The sequence below is a fragment of the Bradyrhizobium iriomotense genome, assembly GCF_018129405.1.
Lineage (GTDB): Bacteria > Pseudomonadota > Alphaproteobacteria > Rhizobiales > Xanthobacteraceae > Bradyrhizobium > Bradyrhizobium iriomotense_B.
On the sequence record NZ_JAFCLP010000004.1, the window covers coordinates 265,047 to 277,934 of the forward strand.

Annotated in this window: 12 protein-coding genes; 3 read left to right on the plus strand and 9 right to left on the minus strand. The window is 64.4% G+C overall.

What is annotated here, in order from left to right; all coding sequences use genetic code 11:
* Positions 1-67: 67 nt before the first annotated feature.
* The 9 genes from JQ592_RS12710 to JQ592_RS12750 form a co-directional block, all read right to left on the minus strand.
* A complete protein-coding gene (locus tag JQ592_RS12710; protein WP_211403194.1) occupies positions 68-274 on the minus strand; it encodes a hypothetical protein in 207 nt (68 codons plus the stop codon).
* A 147-nt stretch (positions 275-421) separates the two neighbouring features.
* Entirely contained in the window at positions 422-1,591 is a 1,170-nt protein-coding gene (locus tag JQ592_RS12715) for an acetyl-CoA acetyltransferase (RefSeq protein WP_211403195.1), read from the minus strand.
* Positions 1,592-1,651: 60 nt separating this feature from the next.
* Entirely contained in the window at positions 1,652-2,302 is a 651-nt protein-coding gene (eda, locus tag JQ592_RS12720) for a bifunctional 4-hydroxy-2-oxoglutarate aldolase/2-dehydro-3-deoxy-phosphogluconate aldolase (RefSeq protein ID WP_211403196.1), read from the minus strand.
* 17 nt (positions 2,303-2,319) lie between these two features.
* Positions 2,320-3,294, minus strand: coding sequence for a sugar kinase (locus JQ592_RS12725; RefSeq protein WP_211403197.1), 975 nt, complete (start codon positions 3,292-3,294; stop codon positions 2,320-2,322).
* A 29-nt stretch (positions 3,295-3,323) separates the two neighbouring features.
* Positions 3,324-4,310 carry a D-erythronate dehydrogenase gene (denD, locus tag JQ592_RS12730; protein ID WP_211403198.1) on the minus strand — a complete coding sequence of 329 codons (987 nt, stop codon included), beginning with the start codon at positions 4,308-4,310 and terminating at the stop codon, positions 3,324-3,326.
* A gap of 66 nt (positions 4,311-4,376) precedes the next feature.
* Positions 4,377-5,222 (minus strand): carbohydrate ABC transporter permease, encoded by an 846-nt coding sequence (locus JQ592_RS12735; protein WP_433996417.1) that lies wholly within the window; start codon positions 5,220-5,222, stop codon positions 4,377-4,379.
* 73 nt (positions 5,223-5,295) lie between these two features.
* On the minus strand, positions 5,296-6,213 hold the full coding sequence (locus tag JQ592_RS12740) for a carbohydrate ABC transporter permease (RefSeq protein WP_409334104.1): 918 nt from the start codon (positions 6,211-6,213) through the stop codon (positions 5,296-5,298).
* A 100-nt stretch (positions 6,214-6,313) separates the two neighbouring features.
* Entirely contained in the window at positions 6,314-7,633 is a 1,320-nt protein-coding gene (locus tag JQ592_RS12745) for an ABC transporter substrate-binding protein (protein WP_211403200.1), read from the minus strand.
* A 52-nt stretch (positions 7,634-7,685) separates the two neighbouring features.
* On the minus strand, positions 7,686-8,753 hold the full coding sequence (locus JQ592_RS12750; RefSeq protein WP_018645714.1) for an ABC transporter ATP-binding protein: 1,068 nt from the start codon (positions 8,751-8,753) through the stop codon (positions 7,686-7,688).
* A 204-nt stretch (positions 8,754-8,957) separates the two neighbouring features.
* On the opposite strand from JQ592_RS12750, the gene JQ592_RS12755 reads away from it, so the two are divergent.
* From JQ592_RS12755 to JQ592_RS12765, 3 genes are all read left to right on the plus strand, one after another.
* Complete coding sequence (locus tag JQ592_RS12755; protein ID WP_211403201.1) at positions 8,958-10,058, plus strand: LacI family DNA-binding transcriptional regulator; 1,101 nt, start codon at positions 8,958-8,960, stop codon at positions 10,056-10,058.
* 135 nt (positions 10,059-10,193) lie between these two features.
* A complete protein-coding gene (locus JQ592_RS12760; RefSeq protein ID WP_211403202.1) occupies positions 10,194-12,020 on the plus strand; it encodes an IlvD/Edd family dehydratase in 1,827 nt (608 codons plus the stop codon).
* Positions 12,021-12,145: 125 nt separating this feature from the next.
* A complete protein-coding gene (locus JQ592_RS12765) occupies positions 12,146-12,877 on the plus strand; it encodes an SDR family oxidoreductase (RefSeq protein WP_211403203.1) in 732 nt (243 codons plus the stop codon).
* Positions 12,878-12,888 lie beyond the last annotated feature (11 nt).

Consider the following 12,888-nt stretch of genomic DNA (forward strand, 5'->3'; position numbering starts at 1 on the left):
ACAGTGGCCCCGCGCGCGCAAGGGCGACCGGGGTATGGCCGCATGCGCCGCGCGGCGATATCGGCTGCTATTTCTTCTGGCGGGATTCCCGGATCTTGATCAGACGGTCGAGCTCGTCGTTCTGCTGGTTGATGCGGTCGGCGATGCGCGACTCATTCTGCTCGCCCGAGGCGGCGGCGGCCTGCTCGATGAGCTGCCGGATATTGTCCTCGAGGATCGCAATGCGATCGTTGAGTGCGTCCATCGAGAGTGAATCTTCGTAGTTGGTGCTCATGATGCATTTCCCGCAAAATCAATCAGAGCATTAAGGGGGCCACGCGGGCCCACCATGATCTAACGCAAAGAACTTAATGCGTCGGGTGGGTTACGCCGCGCGAACCGCGCTTTGCGCAGTCGCGAGGCCAACCCACCCTACGCAAGCCTACTTCAACGGCTCCAGGATGGAGACGTAGTTCGCGACGGCCGCGCCGCCCATATTGAAGATGCCGCCGAGTTTCGCATTTTTGAGCTGCATGCCCTCGGGCGCTTGCCCTGCGAGCTGCATCGCCGTCATGACGTGCATGGAGACGCCGGTGGCGCCGATCGGGTGGCCCTTGGCCTTGAGGCCGCCGGACGGATTGACCGGCAGCTTGCCGTCCTTGAGGGTCCAGCCCTCCTTGATGGCGCGGGCGCCCTGCCCCCTCGGCGTCAAGCCCATGGCTTCGTATTCGATCAGCTCGGCAACGGTGAAGCAGTCATGGGTCTCGACGAAGGAGAGATCGGACAGGGTCACGCCCGCCTTCTCCAGCGCCCGCTGCCAGGCGACCGTGCAGCCCTCGAACTGGAGGATGTCGCGCTTGGACATCGGCAGGAAATCCTGGGCATGCGCGGTGGCGCGGAAGCCGATCGACTTGGTCATGCCCTTGGCGGTCTCGGCATCGGCCAAAACCAGCGCCGCGGCACCGTCGGAGACCAGCGAGCAGTCGGTGCGCTTCAGGGGGCCGGCGACGTAAGGGTTCTTCTCGCTCTCGGCGCGGCAGAAGTCGAAGCCAAAATCCTTGCGCATCTGGGCAAAGGGATTGGCGACGCCGTTCTTGTGGTTCTTGGCCGCGATCAGCGCCAGCGCATCGGACTGGTCGCCGTATTTCTGGAAATAGGAGCTGGCGATCTTGCCGAACACGCCGGCGAAGCCGCCGACCGTATCGCCGTCCTCCGGCAGATAGGACGCCTTGAGCAGGTTCTTGCCGATCTCCGGGCCCGGCGTGCGGGTCATCTGCTCGACGCCGACGACCAGCACGATTTTGGCTGCGCCTGCGGCAATCGCGCGCAGGCCCTGGTGCACCGCGGCCGAGCCCGTGGCGCAGGCGTTCTCGACGCGGGTCGCCGGCTTGAAGCGCAGCTTCGGGTCGGCCTGGAGCACCAGCGAGGCGGTAAAATCCTGCGGCGAGAAGCCGGCGTTGAAATGGCCTAACACGATCTCGTCAACGTCGGAGGCCGAAATGCCGGCATCGGCCAGCGCCTCATTGGCGACGCGGGTGACGAGGCTTTCGACGGTTTCGGTGTCGAACTTGCCGAACGGCGTATGCGCCCATCCGACGATGCTGGCGGTCATGGTCTCTTCTCCCTGAGGTCTTTTACCTGAGCTAAGTCTTAGCCCAGGGATGGCAAGACTTCACGCGGCTTTCAGGGCCTGGAGCGTGCGCTGGCAGATGGCAGTTATGCCGGCCCAGTTCCCGGCCCTGATCTCCGCCGTCGGGCACAGCCAGGAGCCGCCGACCGCCACCACGTTCGGCTCGGCGAGCCATGTCGCCGCATTGGCCTCGCCGACCCCGCCGGTGGGGCAGAACCGCACGTTCGGGAACGGTCCGCCGAGCGCCCGCAGGCCCTTGATGCCGCCGGCCTGCTCGGCCGGGAAGAATTTTGCCACGTCGAACCCTTGCGCCAACGCCATCATCAGCTCGGACGCCGTGGCGATGCCCGGCGCGAACGGCAAGGAGCTGTCAGCGGCGGCCTTGAGGAGATCGGGGGTCAGGCCCGGGCTGATGCCGAATGCGACACCGAGCTTCTCGACCCGGGTGAAGTCGGCCGGATTGAGAATCGTGCCGATGCCGACGACCGCCTCGGGGACCTCGGCCATCATCGCCCGCGCTGCCTCGATCGCAACGGGGGTGCGCAGGGTCACCTCCAGCGTGCGGACGCCGCCGGCAACCAGCGCACGCGCCAGCGGCACGGCATCCTGGATACGCTCGATGGTGAGAACGGGAATGACGGTCGCGGCCTTGAACAGCGCGACGAGGTGGTTCTGTTGGGCAGCAGTGGGCATCTTGGGGATCTTTTCGTTTACTTGGTCGCTTGGCGAGAGGCCGCCGGCCGGTGCCGCTTCTTCGGCGGCATGGCATAGCCCGGAATGATGGCGCCGGGATAGCAGATCACGAGGCTGGCGAGGCGATGCCCGGCCTGGGCCGCCTCGACCGGTTCCGAGCCGGCGAGCCGGGCGGCGATATAGGCGGCGGCGAAGCTGTCGCCGGCGGCGGTGGTGTCGACCACGGGCTTGGTCATGGGCTCGGCGCGGACCTCGTGGATCCCCCCCGGGAAGCGCAAGAGGCTCACCGGCTCGGCGAGGCGGAACACCAGCTCGGGCGTGGGAATGCGCGCCATCAGCTGCTCGTGGCTCTCGCCGGGATAGAGCGCGAGCAAATCCTCGGTCGAGGTCAGCACGATGTCGGCGGCCGCAAAGGCCGCGGCGAACGCCTCGCGCGCCACGTCGCGATCCGGCCATCCGCGTGCGCGGAAATTGCTGTCGAACACGAAACGCGTGCCGAGCAGGCGCGCGCGCTTGATCGCCGCGAACAGACGCTCGCGTCCGGGCGCATCGTAGATCGAGAGCGTGATCGCCGAGAGATAGACGATGTCGTAGCTCATCAGCGAGTTGAGCAGCTCGTCGGTCTCCGGCAGGCTCATCAGCTGCCGCGCCGCCGCACTGTCGCGCCAGTGGAAGAACTGGCGCTCGCCCTTCGCATCCGTCTGGATCATGTAGAGGCCGGGCAGCTTGCCCGGCAAGCGCACAACGCGCCGCGTACCGACGCTCTCCGCGTTCCAGGCCGCGATCATCTCATCGCTCAAGGCATCGTCGCCGAGCGCGGTGAGATAATCGACCTTGACCTCGAGCCGCGCGAGATAGACGGCCGTGTTGAGGGTGTCGCCGCCGAAGCCGCGCGAGTACAGCCCGCCGCCCTGCCCCTGGCCGGCAGAGGCGCCCCCCTGGGCCTGCCGGAGCTCGACCATGCATTCGCCGATGCAAGCAACGCTCGCCATCGTCATATCCACGCTGTTCATCGGTTAGGTCAGGCGACGAAGTTGCCGCCGAGCTCGTCTTCGATGTGAATGCGGATGATATCGTCGAAAGTCTTCTCGGCGGTGGTGAATCCGAGCTCGCGCGACCGCTTTGCATCGAAATTGCGCGGCCAGCCGCCGACGATGCCGACGATGAAGGGATCGGGCTCGCGCTTGATGCGGGCGGCAACCTTTTCGCCGGCAACCCGCTTCAATGCAGCGATCTGCTCGCCGACGGTGGCCGACAGGCCGGGCATGGTCAGGTTGCGACGCGGGCCGACGGTTGAGAGGTCCATGGTGCCGGCGTGGAGCAGGAAGCCGACCGCGGAGCGCGGCGTGGCGTGCCAGTGGCGGACGTCTTCGGAGACCGGGAGCACCGCTTCCTTGCCGGCCAGCGGCTCACGCAGGATGTTGGAGAAGAAGCCCGATGCCGCCTTGTTGGGCAGGCCGGGCCGGATGCAGATGGTCGGCAGGCGGATGCCGATGCCGTCGAGGAAGCCGCGGCGCGAATAGTCGGCGAGCAGGAGTTCGCCGATCGCCTTCTGGGTGCCGTAGCTGAGCAGCGGGGTGTGGAAGAACTCGTCGCCGATTGCATCCGGGAACGGCGCGCCGAACACGGCGATCGAGGACGTGAACACCACGCGCGGCTTGTAGCCGCCGCCGACGAGCCTGATGGCGTCGAGCAGCATCCGCGTGCCGTCGAGGTTGATGCGGTAGCCCTTGTCGAAATCGAGCTCGGCCTCGCCCGAGACGATCGCGGCGAGATGAAAGATCGCGTCGGGACGGCCCGCGATCAGCTTCTCGGCAGCGCCCGGGACGGCGAAATCGCCCGAGACGGTCTCGACCGGAAAACCGGCCTTCTCCGGCTTCTTCGGCTCGACCACGTCATGCATGGTGAGTTTCGTGATGTCGCTCTTGCCGAGCCGACCGTCGCGCAGCAGCCGTTCACAGAATTTGCGGCCGACCATGCCGGCGGCGCCGAGAACCAGAATGTGCAAGAGCTTAACTCCTTCTTATTGGCCGGAACGCGCCGCTCCTGGCGCGCCCTCAGGCAAGCCCCGCGATCATTCCTTCACGGCGCCGGTCATCGCCGACACATAATGCTCCACGAAGAAGGCGTAAAGGATGACGAGCGGCAGCGAGCCGGCCAGCGCCCCCGCCATCAGCGAGCCCCAGCGGTAGATGTCGCCGTCCACGAACTCGTTGACGATCGCCACCGGCACCGTCTTGTTGCTGGTCGATTGCAGGAAGGTCAGGGCGTAGATGAACTCGTTCCAGCACAGGGTGAAGCAGAAGATGAAGGCCGAGATCAGGCCGGGGATCGCGAGCGGCAGCACGATCTTGATCAGGATCTGCCAGCGGCTCGCCCCGTCGATCAGGGCGCATTCCTCGAGCTCGAACGGGATGGTCTTGAAATAGCCCATCAACAGCCAGGTCGAGAATGGGATCAGGATGGTCGGATAGGTCAGGATCAGCGCCAGCGGCGAATCGAACAGGCCGTACTGGAACACGACGGTGGCGAGCGGAATGAACAGGATCGACGGCGGCACCAGATAGGCGAGGAAGATCAGCCCGCCGACGAGATGAGCCCCCTTGTAGCGCAACCGGACGATGGCATAGGCGGCCAGCACGCTCGCGAAGATCGAAAGCACCGTTGCACAGACGGCCACGTACATCGTGTTCCAGAGCCAGTGCGGGTAGTAGCTCTCGAACAGCAGCTTGTGGAAGTGCTTGAACGTCGGACTCCAGGTCCAGAACGGATTGTACCTGTCGAGATCGAGCAGCTGTTCGTCCGGCTTCACCGACGTCAGCGCCATCCAGTAGAACGGGAACAGCAGGATGACGACGATGATTGCGAGCGGCAGATACAGCGTCACGATCCGGCGCGGCACCGACTGCAGATAGCTCATGCCTTCGCTGTGATCGGCCGTAGGCGACGAGCCCGACAGCACATTCTTCAGATCGATGGATCTGGTGGGCAGGTCAGTCATTGCTCTCTCCCTGCTGCCATTTCCGGCGCTGCAATCCGAACCATGAGACCATGATCGCGGCAAGCAGGAACGGGATCATCGCACTGGAGATCGCAGCGCCTTCGCCCAGCTGCCCGGCGATGATCGCGCGCTGGTACGACAGGGTCGCCATCAGATGGGTGGCGTTGACCGGGCCGCCGCGGGTCATGGCCCAGATCAGCTGGAAGTCGGTGAAGGTGAACAGCACCGAGAAGGTCATCACGACGGCGATGATCGGCGTCAGCAGCGGATAGGTGATGTACCGGAAATTCTGCCAGCGCGTGGCGCCGTCGAGCGTTGCCGCCTCATAGAGCGACGGCGACACCGTCTGCAGGCCTGCGAGCAGCGTGATCGCCACGAACGGCACGCCGCGCCAGATATTGGCGAAGATCACGCAGATGCGTGCCCAGGTCGTGTCGCCGAGGAAGTTGATGTTCTGGTTGATTAAGCCGAGGTGCTTCAGCGACCAGGAGATGATGGAGAATTGCGAGTCGAAGATCCACCAGAACGCCAACGCCGAGAGCACCGTCGGCACGATGAAGGGGATCAGGACCATCGCGCGCAACATCGCCTTGAACGGCATGTTCTCGTTCAGCAGCAGTGCGAGATAGAGCCCGATCGCGAATTTGAGAGCGCTGGCGACGAAGGTGTACAGGAGCGTGTTGAACACCGACAGCCAGAAGATGGAATCGTCCCACAGCCACTCATAGTTCTCGGTGGCGACGAAGTGCCCGACCCTGCCGATACGGGTGTCGGTGAAGGACAGCCAGATGCCGAGCCCCAGCGGATAGGCCAGGAAGAAGATCAGGAACGCCATGGCCGGCACCATGAACCAGAAGCCGAGCCAGTTGCGATTGTGTTTGAGCTGGGTCCAGGCGCTAGCCTCGCTCATCTGAGGCTTGGCCCGGGGAATTGCGACATCAGCCATGCCCGATATCCTTGAACGAAATGTTGACGAGCGGGCGGCCGGGTGGCCGCCCGCCCCGTGACCGTCAGCGATAGATGCGCTTCAATTGCCGTTCGGCTTCCGCCATCGCGCCCTTTGCATCCTTTGAGCCGGTGCAATAATTGGCGAACATGTCGACGACGATGAAGTCGGCGATCGCGGTGGCCGCCTTCTCGCCGACCGTGCCGATGCCGGAGGCCGGCAGCGTGCGCTTGGAGGCCAGCGAGAACACGGTGTTCTTGGGATCCGCGGTCCAGACGGGCGCCGACTCATAGGCATTGAGCGTCTGGGTCAGATAACCCTGCGCGCCGTCCAGCCACTTCTCGTAATTCTCCTTCTCGAGCATGAAAGCGACGAAGGCCTTTGCCGCATTCGGATATTTCGTGAAGTTGAAGGCGAGAATCGGAAACGCCAGCTGCAACTCGCTCGGCTTGCCGACCGGCCCGACCGGGTGCAGCGCGTGATAGGTGTCTTCCGCGAGTTCCTTCTTGGTGGGGTCAGTTTTGGCGGCGACATAAATCGAAATGCCGTTGAGGGTACAATAGAGCTCACCGGCCAAGTACGCCTTGTTGTTGGAGGAGTCGTTCCAGGACGGGGTGCCCGGGATGAAGGTTTCGTAAAGCGCTTTGCAATACTCCAGCGCCTTCGCGGTCTCGGGCGAATTGATGATGATCTTGTCGTTCTGGTCGACCGTGTAGGCGCCGTGCCCCCACAGTATCCAATGTAGCCAGGCGTTGGCATCGCCGCTGGCGTGTCCGAGCGCGTAGCCAGCCGGCGTGTTGTTCGCTTTGAGCGCCTTGCACATCTCGAGGAAGCTCGGGAAGTCCTTCGGAAACTCCTTGAAGCCCGCCTTGTCGGTCGCCGACTTCCGGTAGGTCATGTAGCCGCCGTTGGTCGCGACGGGGATGCCCAGCCAGTCATCGCCAAGCTTGCAGGTCTTTGCTGCAGCGTCCGTCCAGCCGCCATACTTCTTGCCGAGGTAGTCGGCGACATCGTTCATTTTCAGGACTTTGGTCGGGAACAGCTGCGGCAGCGTATGCAGGCCCCAGGCGACGTCGAGGCCGGAGCCCGTGTTGGCTGCAACGGATGCTTTCGGCTGCACGTCCTCGAAAGACTCGCTAAACACGTTCATTTCGACGCCTGTCGCCGACTTGAATGCCGCCACCATCGCGTTGAACGCATCGTCTTCCGCCGGCACGAAGCGCTTCCACCGCATCACGGTCAGCTTGGCGCCGGGCTCGGCCTTCCAGGGCGAGCTCTGTGCCCAGGCCCTGGCGAAGTCGAACAGAGCCGGCCCCGTCAGCATGCCGGTCGCAGCCAGAGCCGTTCCGCCTTGAAGCAGAGTCCGGCGGGTAAAGTCTTGCATGTTGTCCTCCCTGTGATGCTTTTTGTTGTCTTATGCCTTGTCGTCTTACGCGCTAGGCGTTCATGCGCTTGCCCGTCGCATCGTCGAACAGATGGACCAGCGACGGGTCGGGCTTCAGCCGCACCTTGTCGCCCGGATTGAACTGGTGACGCTCGCGGAAGACGGCGACGACCTGCTCGCCGCCGAGCTTGGCGAACACCTGCGTCTCCGAGCCGGTCGGCTCGACCACGATGATCTCGGCCTCGGCGCCGTCATCGGCGATGGTGAAATGCTCTGGCCGCACGCCATAGACCGCGGGACGGCCGTCGGAGGCCGCCGGCGCCGTCTTGAGCGGCAGCTTGACGCCGTTCGGTCCCTCGAAGGTCGCAACGCCGTTGACGCGCACATGACCCTTGAGGAAGTTCATGGCGGGGGAGCCGATGAAGCCGGCAACGAACTGGTTCTCCGGCTTGTCGTAGAGTTCGAGCGGCGTACCCATCTGCTCGACGATGCCGTCATGCATGACGACGATCTTGTCGGCCATGGTCATGGCCTCGATCTGGTCGTGGGTGACGTAGACGGTGGTCGTCTTCAGCCGCTGGTGCAGCTCCTTGATCTCGGTGCGCATGGCAACGCGCAGCTTGGCATCGAGGTTCGACAGCGGCTCGTCGAACAGGAAGACCTGGGGATCGCGCACGATGGCGCGGCCCATGGCGACGCGCTGGCGCTGACCGCCGGAGAGCTGGCGCGGATAGCGATCGAGCAGCGGCGACAGCGCGAGGATCTCGGCGGCGCGCTTGACGCGCTTGTTGATCTCGTCCGAGCCGGCATTCCGCAGCTTGAGCGAAAAGCCCATGTTGTCGGCCACCGTCATGTGCGGATAGAGCGCGTAGTTCTGGAATACCATCGCAATGTCCCGCTCCTTGGGCTGGACATTGTTGACGACGCGGTCGCCGATCGAGATCGTGCCGGAGGTGATGTTCTCGAGGCCTGCGAGCATGCGCAGAAGCGTCGACTTGCCGCAGCCGGAGGGGCCAACCAGAACGACGAACTGGCCGTCCTCGATCGGAATCGTGACGCCGTGCAGGACTTCAAAATTGCCGAACGATTTCCGCACGTCGCGGATTTGCACAGACGACATCTAGCTCCCTCCTCCGACTCAGGCAGCGCAACCCTGGCGCCGCCACCGTCTTGTTTTTCTGAACTTCGCCGAACGAAGCCCACCCTTAGCAGGCGACATTGTCGGCAGTTTGCGCGGCTTTGGCAATTTGTCTTTGGTTAGTCGTTGCTGGTAGCGCTGTCAACGTTCCTTTGTTTGCGGCAATGACTGTGTTAAGAGCAACAAATGGGTCGAAAACGCACCAAGTCAGGCAAAATCCGGCTGGCGGAAGTCGCCGAGCTTGCCGGCGTGAGCCCGATTACAGCGTCCCGCTTCTTCCGCAATCCCGAGGCGCTGTCGGTGGCCAAGCGGACGCGGGTCGAAAGCGCCGCCAAGGAGCTCGGCTATGTGCCGAACCTTGCGGCACGCGCCCTCGCCTCGCAGCGCACCGAGGTGATCGGTGTCTTGATTCCGTCACTCACCAACAACGTGTTCTCCGACGTGTTGCGCGGCATCTACGACGCGTCCGAAGGCAGCCGTTACTCGATCCAGTTGTCCAACACACGCTACAGTATCCTCCAGGAGGAGAAGCTGCTGCGCCTGTTTCTGGCGCAGAAGCCGGCCGGGCTGATCGTCACCGGCATCGACCAGACCGCGGAATCGCGCGCGATGCTGGAGGCGGCCGACTGCCCGATCGTGCAGATCATGGAGATCGGGCCCAATCCGGTCGACATGATGATCGGCTTTTCCCACTATGATGCAGCACGCGCGGCGGTTGCCCACCTGTTCGCGCAAGGTCACCGCAGGATCGGCTTCGTCGGCGCGCGGATGGATCCCAGGGTGCAGCGGCGGCTGGATGGATATGTCTCTGCCATGAAGGACGCCGGCCTGTTCGAGCAGCGCCACGTCGTGACGACGGCGACGCCGACCTCGGTGACGCTCGGCGGTGCCCTGTTCACCGATCTCCTGGCGCGCGAGCCCGACCTCGACGCGGTGTTCTGCGCCAATGACGACCTTGCGCTCGGCGTGCTGTTCGAATGCCGCCGCCGCGAGATCGGCGTCCCCGAGCAGATCGCGATCGTCGGCTTCAACGACCTCGAGTTCATGGCCTCCGCCGTTCCCACCCTCACCAGCGTCCGCACCAACCGCTACGAGATGGGCAAGACGGCCGCCGCCATGCTGATCGAGGCGATCGAGGGACGGCGCCCGGAGCAGCCGGTGCTCGACCTCGGCTTCAAGGTGATCGAGCGGCAAAGCTCGTCGTCGCGCCAGTCGGACAACAGGCCCGCCTTATCAGCCGGCGCCGCACCGAACAAAATGGTAGCGTTACCAAGCAGCCATGACTAGTATCGCACTTGTGAGGAAACGACCCGCCAACGGGCAGGCAGACCATTGCTCACGCCGTTGGGCATCGCACAAGCCGACAGCCCAAAATTTACGCCGGTGACCGACGCCAGTGCGTTTGCATTGCAGGAGAAACCAATGACAAAAAAGCCAACCAATGGGCACGCGCCCGGTAACGGCGCCCGCCGCCACCTTCGCTCGCAGGACTGGTTCAACAACCCGCACAATCCGGGCATGACCGCGCTGTACATGGAGCGCTACCTGAACTACGGCCTGACCCGGGCCGAGCTGCAGTCCGGCAAGCCCATCATCGGCATCGCCCAGACCGGCAACGACCTCTCCCCCTGCAACCGCCACCATATCGAGCTCGCCCACCGCGTCCGCGAAGGCATCCGCGAGGCCGGCGGCATTGCGATGGAATTTCCGACCCACCCCATTCAGGAGACCGGCAAGCGCCCGACTGCGGCGCTCGACCGCAACCTCGCTTATCTCGGCCTGGTCGAGATCCTCTACGGCTATCCGCTCGACGGCGTGGTGCTGACCACCGGCTGCGACAAGACGACGCCCGCCTGCATGATGGCGGCGGCGACCGTGAACCTGCCCGCGATCGTGCTGTCGGGCGGCCCGATGCTGAACGGCTGGCACGACGGCGAACGCACCGGCTCCGGCACCATCGTCTGGAAGTCGCGCGAGAGGCTCGCCGCCGGCGAGATCGACTATGAGGAGTTCATGGAGATCGTGGCCTCCTCGGCGCCCTCGGTCGGCCATTGCAACACCATGGGCACGGCCTCGACCATGAACGGGCTCGCCGAAGCGCTCGGCTTCTCGCTGCCGGGCTGCGCGGCGATCCCAGCCCCCTATCGCGAGCGCGGGCAGATCGCCTACGAGACGGGAAAACGCATCGTCGAGATGGTCTGGGAAGATCTCAAGCCCTCGGACATCCTGACCCGCAAGGCGTTCGAGAACTGCATCGTGATCAACTCCGCGATCGGCGGCTCGACCAACGCGCCGATCCACATCAACGCGCTGGCCCGCCACATCGGCGTCGAGCTGTCGATCGACGACTGGCAGAAGGTCGGCCACGACGTGCCGCTGCTGGTCAACATGCAGCCGGCCGGCTTCTATCTCGGCGAGGAATTCCACCGCGCCGGCGGCGTGCCGGCCGTGGTGCGCGAATTGATGAAGCACAAGCGCATCCATGAGGATGCGATCACGGTCAACGGACGCGGCATCGGCGAGAACTGCAAGGATGCGCCCAAGCCCGACAACGACGTGATCTGGGCCTACGACAAGCCGCTGGTGAAGGATGCCGGCTTCCTGGTGCTGAAGGGCAATCTGTTCGATTCCGCGATCATGAAGACCAGCGTGATCTCAAAGGAATTCCGCGACCGCTATCTCAGCAACCCGAAGGACCTCAACGCCTTCGAGGGCCGCGCCATCGTGTTCGAGGGCCCGGAGGACTACCACGAGCGGATCGACGATCCCGCACTCGACATCGACGAGCGCTGCGTGCTGTTCATCCGCGGCACCGGGCCGATCGGCTACCCTGGTGGCGCCGAGGTCGTGAACATGCAGCCGCCGGCAGCGCTGATCAAACGCGGCATCCTGTCCCTGCCCTGCATCGGCGACGGCCGTCAGTCCGGCACCTCGGGCTCGCCGTCGATCCTGAACGCCTCGCCGGAAGCCGCCGCCAATGGCGGGCTTGCGATCCTCGAGACCGGCGACAAGGTGCGCATCGACCTCAACAAGGGCAGCGCCAACATCCTGATCTCGGACGAGGAGCTGAAGAAGCGCCACGCCGAGCTCAAGGCCAGCGGCGGCTTCAAGCATCCGCCGAACCAGACGCCGTGGCAGGAGATCTATCGCAACACCGTCGGCCAGCAATCGACCGGCGCCTGCATGGAGCTCGCCACGCGCTACCAGAACGTCGCCGGCACCTTTGGTGTGGCGCGGGATAATCACTGAACTGGGCACACGTAGCCCGGGTGAGCGAAGCGACACCCGGGACATCCCGTTCCCGGATGTCGCGCTTGCGCGCTCATCCGGGCTACGGCATTGGCAATCAAATTCAAGGTGAGGAGAACAACAACATGGCAGACCGCCTCAAGGGAAAGCGCGCCGTCGTCACGGCTGCGGCAGCAGGCATCGGGCGCGCTTGCGCCATCGCATTCGCGCGTGAAGGCGCTACCGTCATCGCCACCGACATCAACGAATCCGGCATCGCGGGCCTGACCAAGGAAGGCATCGCCGAGGTCGCAAAGCTCGACGTCCGCAACACCGCCGACGTCAACGCCTTTGCCAAGCGCGTCGGCAAGATCGACATCCTGCTCAATGCGGCCGGCTTCGTGCACCACGGCACCATCCTGGAATGCTCGGAAGAGGACTTTGATTTCTCCTTCGACCTCAACGTCAAGTCGATGCACCGGACCATCAAGGCCTTCCTGCCCGACATGATTGCGGGCGGCGGCGGCAGCATCGTCAACATCTCGTCCTGCGCGGCCTTGAGGCCGCCGGCGAACCGCTACGTTTACAGCTCGTCGAAGGCAGCGGTGTCGCTGCTGTCGCGCGCGGTCGCGCTCGACTTCATCACCAAGGGCGTCCGCTGCAACTCGATCTGCCCCGGCACCGTCGAGACGCCCTCGATGCTCGACCGCGCGGCCGCGCAAGGGCCCCAGGGCAAGGAGATGTTCATCTCCCGCCAGAAGATGGGCCGGCTCGGCACCGCCGAGGAGATCGCATCCATGGCGGTGTATCTCGGCAGCGACGAGAGCGCCTTCACCACCGGTGTCGACCTCGTCGTCGACGGCGGCTACATGCTCTGACGCCAGAGGGC

Excerpts from the sequence above, each read along its gene's own strand:
- JQ592_RS12710 (WP_211403194.1), bottom strand. The coding sequence starts at position 274 with ATGAGCACCAACTACGAAGATTCACTCTCGATGGACGCACTCAACGAT.
- JQ592_RS12715 (WP_211403195.1), bottom strand. The coding sequence starts at position 1,591 with ATGACCGCCAGCATCGTCGGATGGGCGCATACGCCGTTCGGCAAGTTC.
- eda (WP_211403196.1), bottom strand. The coding sequence starts at position 2,302 with ATGCCCACTGCTGCCCAACAGAACCACCTCGTCGCGCTGTTCAAGGCC.
- JQ592_RS12725 (WP_211403197.1), bottom strand. The coding sequence starts at position 3,294 with ATGGCGAGCGTTGCTTGCATCGGCGAATGCATGGTCGAGCTCCGGCAG.
- JQ592_RS12735 (WP_433996417.1), bottom strand. The coding sequence starts at position 5,222 with ATGAGCTATCTGCAGTCGGTGCCGCGCCGGATCGTGACGCTGTATCTG.
- JQ592_RS12740 (WP_409334104.1), bottom strand. The coding sequence starts at position 6,213 with ATGAGCGAGGCTAGCGCCTGGACCCAGCTCAAACACAATCGCAACTGG.
- JQ592_RS12745 (WP_211403200.1), bottom strand. The coding sequence starts at position 7,633 with ATGCAAGACTTTACCCGCCGGACTCTGCTTCAAGGCGGAACGGCTCTG.
- JQ592_RS12750 (WP_018645714.1), bottom strand. The coding sequence starts at position 8,753 with ATGTCGTCTGTGCAAATCCGCGACGTGCGGAAATCGTTCGGCAATTTT.
- JQ592_RS12755 (WP_211403201.1), top strand. The coding sequence starts at position 8,958 with ATGGGTCGAAAACGCACCAAGTCAGGCAAAATCCGGCTGGCGGAAGTC.
- JQ592_RS12760 (WP_211403202.1), top strand. The coding sequence starts at position 10,194 with ATGACAAAAAAGCCAACCAATGGGCACGCGCCCGGTAACGGCGCCCGC.
- JQ592_RS12765 (WP_211403203.1), top strand. The coding sequence starts at position 12,146 with ATGGCAGACCGCCTCAAGGGAAAGCGCGCCGTCGTCACGGCTGCGGCA.